The following is a 20,208-nucleotide window of genomic DNA, read 5'->3' on the forward strand; positions in this document are numbered from 1 at the left end:
CGGTGCCTCCATGCTCGTGTCGGCGGCGGTCAGTTGAGGGGAGCGGGAGTGTCCGCCGTGACGGGGGCGGCCTGCGCCTCGTCCGTCATGAAGGCGCTCAGGCGCTCGGGGTGGTACAGCGCGTGCATCGCGTGCGCCTGGCCGCGGAGAGAGGCGAGCACGGCTCGTGCGATCGCGGGGGACTGCGCGAAGCCGCCGGTGTTGTGGCCGCCGTTGATGACGAAGAGGCGGTCGTGTGCGGTCTGTTCGGCGTGGTAGAGACCGAGCGACGTCGCGGTCCACGGCCTGACGCAGTACCGGAAGTCGTCGGCGCCGCCGTGCCCCTGCGGGTCCGGCAGAACGGTCCGGCCGGGGAAGAGCCGCTCGACGGTGTCGAGGATGCCGCGTCTCATGGCGGCGAGCTGCTCCCCGTCGGCGTGGACACCGGCTCCCGTGTAGCCGTAGCCGGAACCGACGATCAGGATTTGCCGGCCCGCGTCGTCCACGGCGACCGTCACATTGGCGTCCTCGGTCACATGCCCCCTGCGGCCGACCTTGAGCGAGTGCGGGAGCCGATCCGTCTCGTTGCCGACCCGCATCCAGCCGCCCAGCACACCGTGGATCCTGCCCGCGCAGGGGGAGCCTTCTAGCAGCGCACGGCCGTCGACACCGGGGGACGCGACGACGTGGGCCGTGTCCGGGATCGGTGTGGCGCAGTCGAAACCGGTCACGGCTCCGGAACCGTCCCGCACGACCCCGAGCACCGGGGTCTCCCAGTGGAACACCACCCCCCGGGCCTGAAGGAACGAGACGATCCGGCGCGAGAACGCGTGGACCGCCAGCGTGAAGCCGGGCACCAGGAATCCGCCGGCCGGCGTCCCCGTCGCGAGGGAGTGGGCCAGTGCCGGGAACTCCTCGGCCAGCTCCGCCGGGGTCGGCTCGCGGGAGACCGCGCCGAGGGCGCGGTGCCGGGCCAGCGCGGCCCGGAGGTGATCGGGGTCGCCGTACAGCCGCAGGATGCCCTCGGTGAGGACGACGTTCTCGAAGAGCCCGGGGTACTGCCGGCGCAGGGAGTTCCACTCGTCGAAGGCCTCGGCGGTGAACGCGAAGATGTCCTCGTTGTAGGTCCGGGCGAGCCAGGACGGGACCCGTTCGAAGTCCTCGATCCATGCGCACTCCTCCTCGGACAGCTGCCGGTCCCCGGTGGCGAGCCAGCCGGTCTTCTCGACCGGAAGCCGGAAGTACTCCGGTGCGCTGCCGTGGAAGTCCCGGTTGTTGTAGCTGTCCATCTCGGTGAAGGTGAACATGCGCGCGTCGTCGCCGGCATGGGTGCAGCCGTACCTGCGCCAGTCGTCGCCGCCCGGCGTGGGGGACCGGTCGAGGACCGTCACGCGGAAGCCGGCCTCCGACAGGTACAGCGCCGTCACGAGGTTGACGATGCCGGCGCCGACCAGGACGACCTCGCGGCTGTCCGCCGCGGGCGGCGCGGGCCGTGGGGACACGGCCCGGTCCAGGGCGAACCGGCGCTCGCAGTGACCCAGGGCCGCCGCGATCTCCTCGATGCCTCCGTCGGCCAGCCGGTGCTCGACGGGGCCGGGGTCCGCCGACGGGCCAAGGACCCCGGTCACGTAGGCGACGAAGAGCGGGCTGGACACGCTTTTCGGCCATCGTCGCAGCAGCGACTCATGAGGCCGTCTCGACGCGATCAGACCCTGCGCGCGATGGGCGAGGAGGGCTTCCAGCACCTCTTCGGCCGGTGCGGTATTCAGCCAGGGTGCGTGGACGACGTTTCCGGAGCGCAGGAAGTCCGAACTCCCCAGATCGGGGTTCGGTATGGTGATCAGTATTTTCAACGCCATGTGCTTTCTGTACGGACGGTGGGGAGGTGGCCAGAACTGCCCGTCACACAAAGGGAAGTGCCTGGCGGCGCATCACCAGCTGTGCGCCCTCGCGCCCGTCCCGGATGACGCGGATTCCGGTCCATCCGTTGTGGAATGCGTCTTCCAGCGCGGTGATGTCGGACAGGTCGACGACCCGGTCCGTCCCGCCGGCGGACGCCGTGGTCCATCCCGTAAGGGCGGGGCGGTAGAAAAGGAACCGGAGTTTTCCGCCGAATTTGCGGACGAGTTCGACGGGCCGGAATCCCGCCTCCAGCAGCGACCTGACGCCATGGGGATTCTTCGGTGAACTGGTCGCGAACAGGTGCCGGATGTCCGTGTCCGTCAGATCGGCCAGCGCTCTGGTGTTCATCAGCCGCGCCAGCCCGTGGCCCCGCCACTCGGGCAGGACCGCGATGGTGTCCCAGTGCCCGACACGGGTGTGTTCGGCAGGCGGGAGCGAGGTGTCCTTCGCGAGGTTGAAATCACGCTCGCGAGGAAAGTAGACCATCCGGTAGGCGACCGTACGGGAGCCGTGGGTCACGCCGTAGCAGTTTCCGCCGTCGGCGAGACAGTACGCGATGAACTCGGGCGTACTCGGCTGGAAGATGTCCTGGTCCGCGAGGGACGACCGGATGCGCTCCTGCAGGTCCAGCACGAGGTCGAGGTCCCCCGGGCCGAGAGGGCGGATGTCGAACATCAGCGTCCTCCCGCCGCTGCCGACACGAATGCGGAGATCAGCGGGTCCGCGAGCCCTTCGGCGGGATCCACGGGCAGTTCCGGATGCCACAGGACACCCACCGCCCATGCGTCGCCCACGTGCTCGATCGCCTCGGCGAGCGTGTCGTCGGAACGGGCCGTCACCTGCCACCGGTAGGCGCCGCTCCCCTGATCGCCGAGGCCCTGATGGTGGTACGAGGTGACCTCGACGGACCGCTCGCCGTACGCGCGGGCGACCTTGCTGCCCTCGGTGAGGGTGACGCGGTGCCGGGAGGTCTCGGAGATCGACGTCCGGTGGGCGACGAGGCCCGCGTTCACGTCCGGAATATGGGGTATGAGCGGGTTGCCCGTGGCGGTGTAGAGGATCTGGCAGCCGCGGCAGATGCCGAGGGTGGGCAGTCCCGCCGCGAGTGCCGCCTCGGCGAGCGCCAGCTCGAACGCATCGCGGGTGGGGTGGTACTGGTATCCGCTCTGCCGGGTGGTGCCCGTGCAGTGGGCGGGATCGATGTCCTCGCCTCCCGTGAGCAAGAGCCCTTCGAGAGACGACAGAAGAGGTGCGCAGAGCGACTCGTCGACGCAGGGAATGACGACCGGTATACCGCCTGCACGGATGACGTGATCGACGTAACCCCGATGCAGACTGTGGCTTTGAATTGCTGTGCGGAATCGCGCGGTGATTCCGATCCGCGGTTTCATGGCTGGTCCTTGTCGGATGCCCGGTATGGCAAGTGCCGGGCATGCTAACCGAGGCGCTCGAGGCGGCGCAAGATCGTCATCGGTGACGGGTGTTGTCCCGCCGGCGGGACACTTTGACGCCATGTCAGGTGCGTTCGCGCCGGTGCGGGCCCTTTCGGTCGCCGGGCAGATTTCTGTTGACAGCCGCAAGGGTCGTGCACAAGATCGATTCGGTGTCGGGCGGCCGTTTGCCGTCGACAGACCGAGGCGGACACAAAGACAGGGGGATGCGAATGCCGGTGCCCGAGCACGGCCGTGTCGCGCCGACGACGCAACAACAGCGAGCGGTATGGGCGGCGCAGAAAATCAACCCCGCCGGCGACGCTTACCACGTTCCTGTGGCCTATCGGCTTTCGGGGAATACCGATGTCGCCGCTCTGCGTTCGTCGCTTCGGCTTCTGCTGCACCGTCATCCCGTTCTCCGGACCTCCTTCGACGACGAGGACGGCGCGCTCGTCCAGCGGGTTCACGGCGTTCCCGAGGACGTGCTCGCCGTGCACGACGTGAGCGACGGGGACTGGGCGGAGCATGTGGAACGGGCCGCCCGCGCGCCGTTCGCGACCGACTCCGGACTCCGGGTGCAGGCCCACCTCTTCCGCCGCGGACCGCAGGACTCGGTGCTCCTGCTCAGCCTCGATCACACCGCTGTGGACGCCCCGTCGATCTCCCTGCTCCTGGCCGACCTGTCGGAGTTCTACGCCGCCGCCCGGGACGGTGGCGCGGCGCTCACGCCGGGTCCCGTGGAATCCGGGTACTTCGACTACGCCCGCCGGCAGGGTGAGTTCGTGTCGTCGCCCGAGGGCGGCGAACACGCCGACTTCTGGGCCGGATACGTGCGCGGTCTCGACGGCATGCCCGGCGGATGGACGGCAGCCACCCCCTCCGGTGCCCCCGGCAGGACCGCGTCGGTGGCGGTGGAGGTGCCGGACAGCTTCGCGGGCGGCTGCGACAGCCTGGGCATCACACCGTTCTGCGCCCTGCTGGCCGCCTGGTCCCTCACGCTCCAGCACTACTTCCGGTCGGACGACCTCCTGATCGGCTATCCGGCCGTCGACTGGCGCAGAAGCCGGTATCCGCGCGTGGTGGGCCTCTACTCGGAGATGCTGCCCTTCCGCCCGCCGCACAGAAAGGGCCTCAGCGCCGGCGACTACGCCGGACAGGTCCAGGACGCGGTCCTGGACTGCCTCGCCCGTCAAGGCGCTTCCCTCTCCTCCATGTGGGCCGCCCTGCGGGCTTCCCAGCCCCCGGGCGCGGCGGCCGGTTTCCCGGCACTCGTGTCGTTCAACGACACGCCGGACGAGGGCCTTCGCCTGCCGGGTGTCGTAACCGAGCGGATCCCGCTGCTGCCCAGGGACGGCAAGGCCGGGCTGCTGCTGTCCGTCAACGCGCGCGGCGGCGGTTTCACGGGCCGGCTGGACTTCGTCGCCGCACAGCACCCGCCGTACGTCGCCGAGCGCCTCGCCCGCGCCTTCGAGCGGGTACTCGGCCAGCTGCTGTCCGAGCCCGCGCGTGCGGTCCTGGAGCTGGAGCTGGCCTGCCCGAGCGACCGGGACAAGGCGCTGGCGGGCGCGGTTGCGGACACCGGCACGCACCCCGCACCGCTCGTCACAGAGGCGTTCCTCGCCCGGGCCGCGGCCCGGCCCCATGCCGTCGCCCTCGTCGAGGACGGGCGGGAGACCACCTACGGCGAGCTGGAGGAGACGAGCCGCCGGCTCGCCGCGCGGATCGGTGCCCTCGGCCTTCCGGCGCGGAGCACCGTGGCGCTGTGCCTGCCGCGCTCCGCCTCCTTCGTGACGGCCGCGCTCGCGGTGCTCCGCAGCGGCATGGCGTATCTGCCGATCGACATGGAGCAGCCCGCGCGCCGCCGTTCCTTCGTGATGTCGGACGCGGGCGCGGCGGCGGCTCTCGTCGTGGACGACGATGCGCGCGCCCAACTGCCCGCGGACCTGCCGGTCGTCGACGTCCGTACGGCAGACGACCCGGACGGTACGGCAGACGGCCCGGACGGCACGGCCGACAACCCGGACGCGGCACCGCGGTTCGCGGAGTCCGTGCCCGACGTCGACGCACCGGCCTACCTCATCACCACGTCCGGCAGCACCGGTCTGCCCAAGGCCGTCGTCGTCCCGCACCGCGCCATCGCCAACAACCTGGCGTGGAAGAGACAGCAGTTCGCGTTCGGGCCGGAAGACCGCTTCTACTTCAAGACCCCGCCGGTCTTCGACGCCTCCCTGTGGGAGTACCTCGCGCCCCTCACCTGCGGCGCCTCGGTCGTCGTCGCGCACCGCACCGCGCACCGGGACCCGTCACGTCTGCTGCACGACATGCGCCACCACTCGGTGACCGTGGCGCAGTTCGTACCGACCCTGCTCAAGGCCCTTCTGGCCGAGGGCACTCTCGGTGAATGCACCGCACTGCGCTGGATTTTCGCGGGCGGGGAACAGCTCGACCGGGCCGTGGTGGAGGCCCTCGGCCGGGTGAGCACGGCCGGGGTGGTCAATCTCTACGGCCCCACCGAGGCCACCATCGATGCCACCTTCCACATCTGTGCGCCCGACGACGCGTCAGGACCCGCGATGCCGATCGGCCGCCCCGTCGACGGCGCACGGGCCCATGTCCTCGGCGCCGGCGGCCAGATACTGCCGCCCGGGTTCGTCGGCGAACTCCACCTGGGCGGAATCGTCCTCGCGGACGGCTACGTCAACCGTGACCAGCTCACCGCGGAGCGGTTCGTCCCCAGCCCGATCCGCGAGGACCGGCCCACCGAGGGGGAGCCGCCGCGGCTGTACCGCACCGGTGACCTCGCCCGCCTCCGCGACGACGGCCTGCTGGAATTCCTGGGACGCGAGGACGGCCAGGTCAAGGTCCGCGGACTGCGGGTCGACCTCGACGGCATCCGGAGCCTGCTGCTGGAGCACCCGCGGGTGTCCGACGCCGCGGTGACGGTGCACCCCGAACAGCGCGACACCCTCGTGGGATATGTCGTGGCCCCGTCGAGCACGGGAACCGGGGACATCCGCGCGCATCTCACCGAACGGCTGCCCGCCGAACAGCTTCCGGCGCATCTGGTCTGCCTCGACAGGCTGCCGGTCACCGCCACGGGCAAGGCCGACATCCGTGCCCTGCCCGTGCCGCAGGCCGGACAGCAGGCCGCGGCGGACGCGCGGCCGCGCACGGCGCTGGAGCACCTGCTCACCCGCCTGTGGGCCGAGGCCCTCGGCGTGCCGGAAGGACGCGTGCCGAGATCAGTGAGCCTGTTCGAGCTGGGCGGCAGTTCGCTGACGCTGATCCGCCTGCACAGCAGCATCAGGAGAGAGGTGTCGGCGGACGTCCCGATCACCGACCTCTTCAAGTACCCGACCGTATCGACCCTGGCCGGTGCGCTGAGCCGCAGCGGCCGGACACAGCACGAAGGGGGACGCACGTGAGCGCGCAGCGCGACCGGCGGTCCGTCGCGGTGATCGGCATGGCCTGCCGCTTCCCGGGAGCCCGCGACATCGACGCGTACTGGAGGAACCTGCTCGACGGCGCCTCCTTCCTGGCCCCGCTCGACGAGGACGACCTCCGGGCCCGGGGCGTCCCGGACGACGTGCTCACGCGCGAGGGCTACGTGCCCGTCTCCGGCGAACTCGACGGCGTGGACGAGTTCGACGCCGCCTGGTTCGGCATAGCGCCGGCCGAGGCCGCCGCCATGGACCCGCAGCACCGGCTCTTCCTCCAGGAGGCGGTCCACGCCCTGGAGCACGCCGGCTGGGCGGGCGGCGCGGCCGGGAGCCGGGTCGGCGTGTTCTGCGGCAGCGGCGAGAACCGCTACGCCCGTCTCCTGCCGGCGCCGGGCAGCGGCGCCGGGAGCCACCGCAGCATGTCGGACGCCCCGGCCATGCTGCCGCTGCGCGTCTCGTACCACCTCGACCTGCGCGGTCCCAGCGTCTTCGTGAGCAGCCTCTGCTCCACCTCCCTCACCGCGGTCCATCTGGCCCGGCAGTCCCTGCTGGCGGGCGACTGCGACATCGCCCTGGCCGGTGCCGTGTCGGTGCAGCTTCCCCAGGACCACGGGTACGTGGCCCAGGACGGCGGCGTCATGTCGCCCGACGGCGGACTGCGGCCCTTCGACGGGTCGGCGCGGGGCACGGTCCCCGGCAGCGGCGTGGGCGTCGTCGTGCTGCGGCGGCTCGAGGACGCCCTCGGCGACGGCGACCACATCCACGCGGTGCTGCACGGCACCGCGCTCAACAACGACGGCGCGGACCGGCAGAGCTTCGCGGCGCCCAGCGTCGGCGGACAGCGCGAGGTCGTCTTGGCCGCGCTCGCCGAGGCCGGGGTCGACCCCGGCACGATCGGCTTCGTGGAGGCGCACGGCACCGGTACCCCGCTGGGTGACCCCGTCGAACTGGCCGCCCTGCGCGAGGCACGCGAACGGCTCGGCGTGACCACTCCCTGCGCGATCGGCACGGTCAAGTCCTCGATCGGCCACCTGGACAGCGCGGCCGGGATGGCCGGGCTGATCAAGGCGGTGCTCGCCGTCCGTGAGGGCGTCGTACCGGCCACGGTCGGGCACCGCGAGCTCAACCCGGCTGCCGACCTGACAGGCAGCGGCCTGTACGTCGCCACGGAGCGGCGGCCCTGGCCCGACGACGCGCACCCGCGGCGTGCCGCGGTGTCCGCGCTCGGCGTGGGCGGTACCAACGCCCATGTCGTCGTGGGCCAGTTCCGCCCCGGCCCCGAGCAGAGCGGAGGCGCGGAGGCCGACCTGCCGGGCCCCGAAGTCTTTCCCCTCTCGGCCCGCACTTCCGCCGCCTTCCACCGGCTGCGCGAGCGGCTCGCCGAAGCGCTCGGCGAGCGGCACGAGGTGTCGGGCGCTGACGTGGCCCGCGCCCTCCAGGACGGCCGTCGGCCCCGCGAGCTGAGGCGCGCCTGGGTCGCCGCCTCGCCGGACGAGCTCGGCACCGCGCTGAAGGAGGACGCCGATCCCACGCCCACGGGCCCCGTGGAACTGGTCGTCGACCTCGCGAAGCCGGTCGACCCCGCACCGTCCGTCACGGAGCGGCTCCCCCTGCTCGGCAAGGCCCTCGGTCATCCGGAGGAGGCGGAGCGCGCGTTCCTCCTCGGGCACGCGGCCCTCGAGTCACTGGCCGCGCTCGGCGTGGCACCCGACGTCCTCCACGCCGCCGGCGCGGGGGAGTACCTGGCGGCGGCGTTCGCCGGAGCGCTGGACCACGACGTGGCCCTGCGGTGCGCGGTCCGTCACGAGCGCATCCGCGAACTCGTCACGAGCAGCGGTGACCTGAGCGCTTGCGAGGCGGAACTCGCCGCCATCGAGCGCGAACTCGACACCAGCCCGCCCGCTCCCGCGGCTGTCGCCCTGCGGTCCGCGGCCCTGGGCATCACGGTCCCCGCCGGATCGGCACTCTCCGCCTCGCACTTCCTGCAGGTGTCGCAGGCGGCCGCGATGGGCGACGACGTCACCGCCGGCCGGCCCGGCCTCCCGGACGTGCTCGACGCCCTCTCCTCCTGGCGGAGCTGGCTGACCCTGGCCGCGTACTGCTGGGAGCGCGGAGCCGACGTCGAATGGGCCGCGCTGCGGGGCCCCGCGGGGCGCAGGGTGCCCCTGCCGCTCTACCCGTTCGAACCCGTACGCCACTGGGCGGCGGCCGAGCCGGCGCGGCCCGCACCGCATGCCGCGCTTCCGGACGAGGCACCCCGCACGGGCACGGGCACAGCCGTCGACGTGGACGCGGACACGGACGTCCTGGCCGAGGTCATCGCCATCTGGGAAGCGGTGCTCGGTGTGTCGGACGTCGACCGGGAGGCCGGCTTCTTCGTTCTCGGCGGGCACTCCCTGGTGGCGGCGCAGATCGTCGCGCGCCTGCGGGAACGGTTCGGGGTCCGTGTCCCCGTCGGCGACCTCCTCGACGCCGAGACGCCCGCCGGCATGGCCGAACTCGTCGCGGAACGCGTGGCCTCGGCGCGTCTGTACGAGGAACTGACCACCACCGGGGACGACGACACCACGGGGACGTTCGAGCTGTGACCACCACCACCTTCGGACTCCTCCAGCGGCTGGCGGACTCGGGGATCCGGCTCGCCCTGCGGGACGGCCGGCTGTCGGTCACCGGTCCGCGGCACGCCCTCACCGACGAGCTCCGCCGCACACTCGGCGAGCACCGCGACGACATCGTGCGCTTCCTGAGGGAACAGGACGGCGAGGCCGACGGCTCCCTGGAGATCCGCCGCGCCGACCGCTCCGGACGCATCCCCGCCTCTCGCGCCCAGCAGCAGCTCTGGCTGAGCGAACAGCTCGCGAGCGGCCTGCCCGTCTACAACATGTACTTCGCGGTGGAGCTGCGCGGCGACCTCGACGTCCCCGCACTGCGCGGCGCCGCCGGTGATCTGATGGAGCGCCACGAGATCCTGCGCACCGCCCTCACCGAGGACCACGCCGGGCTCGTCCAGACGATCGCGGCACGGTGCGAGGTGCCCTTCCGGGAGCACGAGGCGGAGCCCGACGGCGTCGCGGACCTGGTGCGCTCGATCGTGTCGACGCGGTTCGACCTGTCCCGGGCCCCGCTGACCCGGTTCGACCTGATCCGCGTCGGCCCGCGACGCTGGACCTTCGTCGTCACGCAGCACCATGTGGTCTCCGACGGCTGGTCGACCGGCATCCTCAAGCAGGAACTCTCCGAGTTGTACCGCGCCAGGACCGAGAACCGCCCGCCCCGCCTCGCCGAACCAACCCTCCACTATGCCGACTTCGCGTGCTGGGAGGAGCAGTGGCTGGCCGGCGAGGCCGCCGAGCGGCAGCGCGCGTACTGGCGCGGCGCGCTCGCCGACCTCCCGCCGGCCCTCGACCTCGCCCAGCGGACGGCCCGCGAGGCGGCGCCGAGCCACCGGGGAGCGGGGCTGGAATTCCGCTACGACGCGGACCTGCTCGACAAGGTGCGCGCCCTGTGCGCCGAGACCGGATCGACCCTCTACGGGGCCCTGGTCTCCGCGTACGCCCTGCTGCTGGCGCGGACGGCGCGGGAGAAGGACGTCCTGGTGGGCAGCCCGCTGGCGCATCGCCCGCATCCCGACCTGGAGCGCTCCCTCGGGCTCTTCTTCCATTCGATCGCCCTGCGCACGCGCGTCGACGAGCAGCAGACCGTACGGGAATTCCTCGCCGCGAACCGGCGCACGGCGCACGACGCCTTCGCCCATCGCGACCTGCCCTTCGACCAGGTGGTGCAGGCGGCGGCGCCCCGGCGCAGCGGCGCCCACGCACCGGTGTTCCAGACCGTCTTCCTGTTCCAGACCTTCCCGGACACCGAGCTGGAGCTGCCGGGAGTCGACGTGTCGACGGTTCCCGTACCGACGTACTCCGCCCAGTACGACCTCATGTTCCGGCTCCGGGAGACCGACGGTGAGCTGCACGGCCTGCTGACCTACAGCGAGCACCGGTTCGACGAGGACGACGCCCGCCGGCTGGTCACCGCCTACCGCAGCCTCGTGGAGAGCATGTGCGAGGCGCCGGACCGCCCGCTGGCCCGGCTCCGGCTCATCCACGCCGACAGCAGCCGGCAGATCGAGGAGTGGAACTCCGCGACGGCCCGTCAGGTCCCGGCACGCCCGGTGCACGAGGACATCCTCGCCCGCATGGCGCAGGATCCCGGGAGCCCGGCGCTCACCTTCCGCGGCAGGCAGGTGACGCGCGGGGAGGTGGCACGCGGCGCCGCGTCCGTCGCCGGCGGGCTGCGTGCGGCCGGTCTGCGCACCGGTCAGCGCGTCGGAGTGCTCATGCCCCGGTCGCCCGAGCTGGTGGTCGTCCTGCTCGGCATCATGGCGGCGGGACTGGTCTACGTGCCGCTCGACGGCGCCGCTCCGCAGAGCCGCCTGGAGACCATGACCGGTACGGCGGAGTGCGCGGCGCTCGTCCTCGACGACGCCTACGAGGACCGGTGCCCCGGCTTCACGGGACAGCGGCTGCGGGCGACCGGACTGCTCGGCGCACCCGACCGCGCCCCGGCCGGGGACACGGCCGAGTCCGCCTACGTCATCTTCACCTCCGGCTCAACCGGAGTGCCGAAGGGCGTCGAGGTCACCCACGCCAACCTGGCCAACCTCTTCGTCGCCCTGGACGAGACCGTACGGCCCGACGACGGCACGGTATGGCTCTCGGTGACCGCCGCCACCTTCGACATCGCCGTCGTCGAGCTACTGTGGACCCTGGCCCGGGGCATACCCGTGGTCCTGGCGGAGAACATGGAGACCCTGCGCCACGGCGCGGCGGACCCGGACGCGCCCGAACCGGTCACCATCCCCCAGCTCGTCCTCGACGCAGGCGCCACCGCGATGCAGGCCACCCCCACACTGCTGCGCAGCGTCCTGAGCCTGCCCCGCGCCGAGGAGGCCCTGAGCAGGCTGCGTCTGCTGATGGTGGGCGGGGAGGCCCTCGACCTCACCCTGGCGCGCAGGCTCAAGGGACTGGGCATCCCCCGCGTCCTCAACATGTACGGCCCCACGGAGACCACCGTGTGGTCCACCGCGTGGGAGGTCCCCGAGGATCCCGACCGGGTCCTCGTCGGCCGCCCGCTCGCCAACACCTCGGTGCACGTCGTCGACGAACAGCTCGCCCCTCTCCCCGTCGGTATGCGGGGCGAACTCCTCATCGCGGGCGCCGGAGTGGCCCGCGGTTACGTGGGCAGACCGGACCTCACCGCCGAGCGCTTCCCCGAACTCCCGGAGCTGCACGCGCACGGCCCCGTCTACCGGACCGGTGACATGGCGCGCCTCGGGGCCGACGGCACGCTGGAGCTCTCCGGCCGCCTCGACAACCAGATCAAGCTCCGCGGGCACCGGATCGAGCTGGAGGACGTCGAGCAGGCCGTCAACGCCGTCCCCGGCGTGGCCCAGTGCGTCGTCGTCCTGCAGGACGACGACGGCCACCAGGCACTGGTGGCCCACTACGTGCCCCGCCCCGGGGCGACGCCCGACGACGACACGCTGCGCACCGCACTCGCGGGCCGGCTGCCCGCGGTCATGGTGCCCTCCGTCTTCGTGGCGACCGCGAGCCTGCCCACGACCAGCAGCGGCAAGGCGGACCGCAAGGCACTGCCCGCGGTGGCGGCCGGCCGGCCCGCCGCCGCCTCGGCCCGGCCCGCACACGCCCTCGAAGGGCGGCTGCTGGAGGTGTGGCGCAGGGTCCTCGGCGACGACGGCGTGGGTGTCACGGACGACTTATTCGAGGCCGGCGGTACGTCCGTCCTCGTCGCCCGGCTGCTGTCGGAGGTGCGCGAGCACGTCCACCCCACGGCGCGCATCGTCGACTTCTTCAGCTTCCCCAGCGTCCGCGCCTACGCCGCCCACATCGGCGGCCCGGCCGAGGCCGGGCGCACCGCGCCGGAGCGCACCGCACCCGACGCCCCCGCCCCCACCGCCGGCGCCGCCGGCCGGCGGGCGCGGATGCAGCAGGTCGCGCAGCGCCGCAGAGCGCACGCGAACGGCGGACGCGGGGGCGGCGCGGCCTGACCCGCCCCCGGCACCACCACCGCCCCGTGCCACCACCCCACCACCCCACCACCCCACCACCCCCCATCTGTTCACCGGACACACCGGACGGAGTTCGCAGGATGAGCGACGCCGCAGAGCGGTACGACGACGACATGCCCACCATCGCCGTGACCGGACTGGCGTGCCGCTTCCCGGGCGCCGACTCGGCCGAGGAGTTCTGGGAGCTGCTCCGCGAGGGCGTCGATCCGCGCGAGGACGTGCCGCACGAGGACCTGCGCCGTGCGGGCCGCCTGGAACGGGCCCTGTCCGACCCCTCCTACGTCGCCGTCCGGAAGCGCTTCGCGGATCCGTCGCTCTTCGACGCCGCGTACTTCGGGATGACACCGGCCGAGGCGCTGGTCACCGACCCCCAGCAGCGGTTCCTCCTGGAGACGGCCGTGCACGCGCTGGAGGACGCCGGACTCGACCCCGCCTCGCCGCCCGGCCGGACAGGCGTCTACCTCGGCGTCAACATCTCCGACTACCTGCTCCAGAACGTGCTGCCTCACCCGGAGGCGATCGAGCCGCTCGGCTTCCACCGCGTCCTGATGGGCAACGACCGCGGATACACGGCGACCCAGCTGTCCTACCGGCTCGGCCTCACCGGGCCGAGCCTCGCCGTGGACTGCGCCTGCTCCTCCAGCCTGGCCGCCGTGCACCACGCGTGCCGCGCCCTGATGGAGTACGAGGCGGACGCCGTGCTCGCGGGCGGCGCCGCCATCAATCCGACGGACGTCGGCTACGCGCACGTCGAGGGCGGAATCTCCTCACCCGACGGGCACTGCCGTCCCTTCTCCGCGGACGCGAAGGGCACTGTGTTCTCCAGCGGAGTGGGGCTCGTGGTGCTCCGCAGGCTCGACGAGGCCCTGGCCGACGGCGACCGCGTCCTCGCCGTCATCCGGGCCGGCGGGCTCAACAACGACGGCGGACGCAAGAGCGGCTACACGGCGCCCAGTGCGCGCGGCCAGGCCGAACTCATCTCGGAAGTCCATCAGTTGGCGGGCATCACCGCCGACCGCGTCTCCTATGTGGAGGCCCACGCGACCGGCACCCCGCTCGGCGACCCGATCGAGGTGAGCGCCCTGACCCAGGCGTTCCGGGAGACGACGGACGCCGTCGGCCACTGCGCCATCGGCTCGGTGAAGTCCAACATCGGCCACCTGGACTCCGCCTCCGGCATCGCCGGCCTGATCAAGGTCGTCCTCGCGCTCCGGCACCGCGAGATCCCGCCGTCGCTCGGATGCGAACGCACCAACCCGCACATCGACTTCGCCTCCTCACCCTTCCGGGTCGCCACCGGGCTGAGCGCCTGGACCGGCCCGCGGCCCCTCATCGCCGGGGTCAGCTCGCTCGGCGTCGGGGGCACCAATGTGCACCTGCTCGTCGAGGAGCCCCCGGCCGAGGCTGCTCCGACCGCCGGCATCGCCGAGGCTTCTCCCGTGGCCGGCACTGCCGATGCCGCTCCGGTCGCCGGCACCGCCGGGGCGAGCCGCTCCACCGCGTACCTGCTGCCCTTCTCCGCCCGGTCCGCCGCGTCCCTCGACGTCCTGGAGGAACGGCTGCAGGCCCGGGTCGCCGGGAGCGCCGCGGACGACGCCCGGGACGTCGCCTTCACGCTGGCGACGCGCCGCACGACGCACCCCCTGCGGCGCGGGCTGCTCTGGCGGGCCGACGGCGAGCCGATGACGCTGAACGCCCAGGCCCCCGAGCCGGAACTTGCCGAGCGCGCGCCCGCTTTCGTCCTCACCCACGACGCTCTGCCCACCGACGCGGTCGTCTCACTGCTGGAGCACCAGCCGGCGTTCCGGGAAGCGGTGGAACGGCTCACCGGGCGGATCCGGGCCGTGCGCCCCGCGCCGTCCGCCCACGAGACGCTCGCGCGGCTGGAGACCGTGGCACCGGACGCGGCCGCCTCCGTCACGATGCTGGCCTGCGCGGCGGTGTGGGAGGGCCACGGGGTGCGCCCCGGCGCCGTCGTGGCCACGGCCGGAAGCCGGCTCGCCGCCGCCGTGCTCGCCGGGGTCGTGGCGGACGCCGACGTCCCCGCCGTCGTGTCCGCGTTGGCGGATGGGACGGACCTGGGCCGGGCGCTCGCGGGCGTGGCGCTGCATCCCGCCGTGATCCCCTGGTACGACGCCGACGGGGCCGAACTCTGCCCGCCCGGCACACTGCCCGATCCCGCGGTGGCCTTCGGCGGGCGACCGGCCGTGCCGGGACGGCGCACGCTGCCCCCGCGGCTGTCGGCGCTCGTGCGCCTCGCCCCGGTGCCCGGGCTGCCCGACGCGCTGCCCGACGTCTTCCCCGAGGCCGTGCCCCTGGCCGTCCCGAAGGACGCCCGGCCCGGCCAGGAGGCCCTGCTCGCCTCGCTGGGACAGGCATGGGTGACAGGTCTGTCGGCGGACGCGGCGGGCCTCGCGCCCGCGGACGACCGGGCGGCGTTCACCGACGTCCCGCGCTACCCCTTCGACCACCGGCGGTACTGGCTGGAGCCGGGCGGCGCCCAGGACACGCAGGACGCGCAGGTACGGCCCACCGGACCCGAACGGGCCACGGCTGCCGGCCCGGAGAACGCCGACGGGGCTGCCCCCGACGCATCGCACGGCGACTTCGCGCGGACCGCCCTGCGGATCTTCACCGACGCGCTCGGCACCGACGACGTGCGCCCGGACCAGGACCTGTTCTCGCTGGGCGGTGACTCGCTTCTGGCCACCCGCATCGTGGCGCTGGCGCGGGCACGGTGGCTGCGCAGCATTCCGCTCGGCTCCTTCTTGCAGAGCCCGACGCCGGCCCGGCTGGCGGAGCTCGCCGCGCAGGCCCGGCCGGGCGATGCGGACGGCGCCGGACGCCCGGCCGGCGCACACCTGATGCCGCACTCCGCCGTACCGGTGGCGGACGACGCCGACGGGCCGGTCCCCGTCACCGCGATCCAGGAGGGCTTCCTCTTCCTCAGCGAGATCGAGGGTGCCGCCGAGGCGTACAACGTGCCTGTCCTCGCGGACCTGCGGGGTCCGCTCGACACCGGGGCACTGGAGGGCGCCCTCGCCGACCTCGTGGCCCGGCACGAAACGCTGCGCACGGTGTTCCGTACCGGGTCCGGCCGCCCGGTCCAGACGGTGACGGCGCACGCCCCGGCCGACCTGCCGGTCGTGGACGTCGCCGATGAGAGCGCCCTGACGGCCGCGATCGCCTCCCTGCTGGCCACCACCGTCCCCACCGACCGGGCCCCGCTCTTCACCGCCCGGCTGTTCCGCACCGGCCCGCAGCGGCACGTCCTCGCACTCGCGCTGCACCACCTCGTCGCGGATGCCACGTCCAGCGGTCTCCTGCTCCGTGACCTCTACGCCTTCTACAACCACCGCCACCGCGGCGACGCGCCCGCGCTGCCCCCCGTCGAGGGACTGGCGGCACGGCACGCCCGGCACGAGGCGCGCTGGCTGTCGTCCGCCGAGGCCGACCGGCAGCGTGCGTACTGGCACCGGGAGCTGGCGGACCTGCCGGCGCCCCTCGAACTGCCGGGTGACCGGCCGCGGGGAGCACGGCGCGGCTACCGGGGCGACAAGCTGACGTTCACGCTGCCGTCCGGCACCGCGGACCGGGTCCGCGCGCTCGCCGCGGCCGAGTCGACGACTCCCTTCGTCGTCGTCCTCACCGCGTTCTCCGTGCTGCTGTCCACCCTGTCCGACCAGGACGACATCGTGGTGGGCTGCCCGGTCTCCGGCCGTCACCGGCCCGAACTCCGCGGTCTCATCGGCAACTTCGTCAACACGCTGCCGATCCGCTCCCGGATCGCGCCGGACCACACCTTCCGGTCCCTGCTGCGCGACACGGCGCGCCGGGTGACCGGCGCCATGGACCACCAGGACCTGCCGTTCGAGGTCGTCGCCCGCGAGCTCGCGCACGGCGGAGACGGGGAGAACAACGGATCCGCCGTCTTCCGCGTGCTGTTCAACATGCTCGATCCGGGCGGCCTGGCCCCGGTACCGCCCGCCGGACTGGAACAGCGCCCCTTGCCGTTCGAACGCTTCACGAGCCCGTACGAGCTCCAGCTGGACTGGTGGACCGACGCCGAGGGCCGCATCGGCGGCCGGTTCGTCCATGACACCGAGCGCTTCGCACGGGAGACGGTCGCCGACTGGCAGGAGTCGTTCGCGTTCCTGCTCGACGCCCTGACCCGGACGCCCGACACCACGGTGGACACCGTCCCCGCCGAACCCGACGCCACCGCCCGCCGCACGGCCGAGGTCCTGACCGGCCCGTCCGTCGACGTACCGGACCTCCCGGTGCACGCGGTGTTCCTGGAGCAGGCCGCGCGCCACCCGGACCGGGAGGCGGTGGCAGACGACCGGGAGTCCCTGACGTACCGGCAGCTCGCCCGGCTCTCCGCGGGCACGGCCGATCTCCTGGCCTCCCGCGGTGTGCGGGCCGGCGATCCGGTGGGCATCGCCATGCCGCGCGGTGTGCCCCTGGTTGTCGCCCTGCTCGGTGTGCTGCGGGCGGGCGCCACTCCGGTCGTCCTCGACCTGACCTACCCCCGGCAGCGGCTCGTCTCGATCGCCGCCCACTGCGGGGCGGCGGTGACCCTCTGCGGCAGCGCCGAGGACGCGGACTTCCTGCCGGCGGACCGGGTCGTCGTCGTGCCCGGCCCGGCCGAGGCACCCGCACGGGACGGTGCGGCCGCGGGCGACCGTGTCGACCCGGCCGTGGGCGCGTACCTGACGTACACCAGTGGAACGACCGGCAGGCCCAAGGGCATCCACTTCCCGCACCGGGCGCTGGCCAACCTGATCCACTGGGAGACGGACGGACACGCGACGGCCCGCCGCTGGCTCCAGCTCGCGTCGTTCGGCTTCGACGCGGCCTTCCACGAGACGTTCGCGGCGCTGTGCTCCGGCGGTTCACTCCGCATCGCCGACGAGGAGACCAAGCACGACCACGACGCCCTCGCCGCGTTCGTCCGGCGCCACCGGGTGGAGAAGGCGATCCTGCCGGTGTCACTGATGCACGCCCTCGCCGCGCGCTTCGAGAAGGACCCCTCCGCCTTCTCCTCCCTGCGGGAGATCGCGACCACGGGCGAACAGCTCCGGCTCAGCGAACCCATGCGGACGTTCTTCGAGCGGCTCGACGGCTGCCGGCTGATCAACAACTACGGTCCGGCCGAGACCCATGTCGTCACCTCCTACACCTTCACCGGGCCCCCGCGTGACTGGCCGAGGTACGCGCCCATCGGCAGGCCCCTCCAGAACGTGACGCTCCGTGTCGCCGGCTCGCGCGGCCGACGGGCCATGCCCCGTGGCGCCGTCGGCGAGCTGGTCATCGGTGGCTGCTGCGTCGCCACCGGCTACCTGGACGAACCCGCCCTCACCGGCGAGCGGTTCGTCACGTCCGGGGACGGGCTGCGCGAGTACCTCAGCGGCGACCGGACACGGCTGCTGCCGTCGGGCGACCTCGCGTTCCTCGGCCGCCGTGACCAGCAGGTCAAGATCCGCGGACACCGTGTCGAACTCGGCGAGATCGAGGTCGCCGTCCGCAGGAGCCCCGACATTGCCGACGTGGCGCTGGTGGTGCGCGGCGCGGAGGGGGAGCGGCGCATCGACGCGTACCTGGTGCCGTCGCCGGGAGCCGGACCGCTGGTCCGGCCGACCCGCGAACGGCTGTCCGAGGAGCTGCCCGCGGCGCTCGTACCGGCCACGTTCACCGTCGTCGAGCGGCTGCCCGTGAACGCCAACGGCAAAGTCGACCACGCGCGGCTGCCCGCCCCGGACACCCGCGACCGCGAGGCAGGCGCGCCCGAGGAGCCGCGGGAGTACGGCGACGAGATCCTGAGCGGAGTCCTCGACGCCTTCCGGCGCGTCCTCGACCAGCCCGGACTCGGGCCGGCGGACGACTTCTTCCACGCCGGCGGACACTCGCTGCTGGCCACCCGCCTCATCCACACCGTGCGGGAGGAGTTCGGCGTCCGGCTGTCCGTCGCCGACTTCTACGAGTGCGGCACGGCCCACCGCGTCGCCGGCCTCGTCGCGGACCGGCAGGCGCTCGGCACCGCCTACCCCGACGAGGAACTCCCCGCGGCCGATCCCGCTCCGGCCCTGCCGCCGGGACTCGCCGGGTACGCGGACCGCCCCGGCGCGGACCATCAGAAGACCGCCGTCTACGACACTGGGCAGCGACTGGACCCGACGCGGCTGCGGGCCGCCGTCACGGAACTTCTGGAACGTCAGCCGGCGTTGCGGACACGCGTCGTCGGCACGGACGGCACCCGGCAGGCGCGGGCGGAGGAGGCCGCGGACGCCGCGGTGACCGCGTACCGGCTGCCCGCCGGCGTCGCCCCGGACGACGCCGTGGCATGGCTGTACGAGCGGGGCCAGGAAAGCCTGATCGACCCGCGCACGCAGCACCTGGTGCGGGTGGCCGCCCTCGACCTGCCGGACGGACACACCCTCCTCGCCGTCAGCGTCCACCTGCTGGCCCTCGACGGACGCGGACTCGACAATCTGTGCCGGACCCTCGGCGAGGCGTACGCCGGCCCGGCGGCGCACACCGCACCGGACGACGGCTTCCTGCGCTATCTGGCGTGGCGGGGCGCACTTGAGGCCGACGAGCGCTCCACCGAGGCGTCCGCGCTCTGGCACGACCTGCTCGCCGCCATGCCGCACACCGGCACCGCGGCGGCCCCCGTCCCCGCGGCGGAACAGGCCCGGCGGTACTGGACACCCGACGCGGGTCTCCAGGCGGCGCTCCGGGCGCGCTGCGCCCAGCAGCGCACGACCCCGTTCACGCTGCACGTGGCCGCGTTCGGCCTGGCGCTGTCCTGGCTGCGGGGCGAGGAGACGGCCTGTCCGGCGGTACCGCTCGACGGACGCTTCCAGCAGCGGTTCGACACGACGGTCGGCGCCTTCGCCAACATCGTGCCGGTGCCGCTGCGGATGCCGTCGGACCAGCCTCTCGAACGTCTCCTGGACGGTGCCCGGCAGGTCGTCGACCAGGTTCTCTCCGTCAGCGCCGTGCCGTACGGGGACCTTGCCGCGGCGCACCCCCGCCTCGCGGACTTCCTCCAGTCACCTGTGGTGTTCAACTACGTCCGCGACGACGACGATCCGCTGCGGTTCGGGACAGGGGCGCTGCGCGACGTCGGCCCGGACCCGCTCGCCCCCGGACGCCGGCTGCACCTGACGGTCGTCGACACCAAGGAGTCGTTCCGCGCGCTGCTCCGCCACGCGGACGACAGCGCCGGCAGGGACGAGGCCCGCCTGCTGGACCTGTACCGGCAGGCCCTGTACGCGATGGTCTTCGAGCCCGCGGCGACCGCGGCGTCGCTCCAGCCGTACGGACCGCACGCGTGACCGGCCGCCCGTGCCCCGTCGCCGGGGCCGTG

Annotated in this window: 7 protein-coding genes; 4 read left to right on the forward strand and 3 right to left on the reverse strand. The window is 73.2% G+C overall.

Going from position 1 to position 20,208, the window contains the following annotated elements; translation table 11 throughout:
• Positions 1-29 precede the first annotated feature (29 nt).
• The 3 genes from ACLB9X_RS06655 to ACLB9X_RS06665 are packed head-to-tail and all read right to left on the reverse strand — an operon-like array spanning position 30 to position 3,395.
• A complete protein-coding gene (locus tag ACLB9X_RS06655; protein ID WP_410359302.1) occupies positions 30-1,838 on the reverse strand; it encodes an NAD(P)/FAD-dependent oxidoreductase in 1,809 nt (602 codons plus the stop codon).
• A gap of 43 nt (positions 1,839-1,881) precedes the next feature.
• Positions 1,882-2,556 carry an N-acetyltransferase family protein gene (locus ACLB9X_RS06660; protein WP_410359303.1) on the reverse strand — a complete coding sequence of 225 codons (675 nt, stop codon included), beginning with the start codon at positions 2,554-2,556 and terminating at the stop codon, positions 1,882-1,884.
• Positions 2,556-3,395: a gamma-glutamyl-gamma-aminobutyrate hydrolase family protein gene (locus ACLB9X_RS06665; RefSeq protein WP_410359304.1), complete on the reverse strand. Its 840-nt coding sequence runs from the start codon at positions 3,393-3,395 to the stop codon at positions 2,556-2,558. The genes ACLB9X_RS06660 and ACLB9X_RS06665 overlap by 1 nt, the downstream gene beginning before the upstream one ends.
• Before the next feature lie 149 nt (positions 3,396-3,544).
• Here ACLB9X_RS06665 and ACLB9X_RS06670 point away from each other — a divergent pair, with 149 nt between their 5' ends.
• From ACLB9X_RS06670 to ACLB9X_RS06685, 4 genes are all read left to right on the forward strand, one after another.
• Positions 3,545-6,739 (forward strand): non-ribosomal peptide synthetase, encoded by a 3,195-nt coding sequence (locus ACLB9X_RS06670; RefSeq protein ID WP_410359588.1) that lies wholly within the window; start codon positions 3,545-3,547, stop codon positions 6,737-6,739.
• Positions 6,736-9,342, forward strand: a complete 2,607-nt coding sequence (locus tag ACLB9X_RS06675; RefSeq protein WP_410359305.1) for a beta-ketoacyl synthase N-terminal-like domain-containing protein — start codon at positions 6,736-6,738, stop codon at positions 9,340-9,342. The genes ACLB9X_RS06670 and ACLB9X_RS06675 overlap by 4 nt, the downstream gene beginning before the upstream one ends.
• Positions 9,339-12,815 carry an amino acid adenylation domain-containing protein gene (locus ACLB9X_RS06680; protein ID WP_410359306.1) on the forward strand — a complete coding sequence of 1,159 codons (3,477 nt, stop codon included), beginning with the start codon at positions 9,339-9,341 and terminating at the stop codon, positions 12,813-12,815. Before ACLB9X_RS06675 ends, ACLB9X_RS06680 begins: the two co-directional genes overlap by 4 nt.
• Before the next feature lie 101 nt (positions 12,816-12,916).
• Complete coding sequence (locus ACLB9X_RS06685) at positions 12,917-20,176, forward strand: amino acid adenylation domain-containing protein (protein WP_410359307.1); 7,260 nt, start codon at positions 12,917-12,919, stop codon at positions 20,174-20,176.
• Positions 20,177-20,208: the final 32 nt, after the last annotated feature.

Origin of the sequence: Streptomyces sp. 5K101, assembly GCF_046506645.1 — a bacterium.
GTDB lineage: Bacteria > Actinomycetota > Actinomycetes > Streptomycetales > Streptomycetaceae > Streptomyces.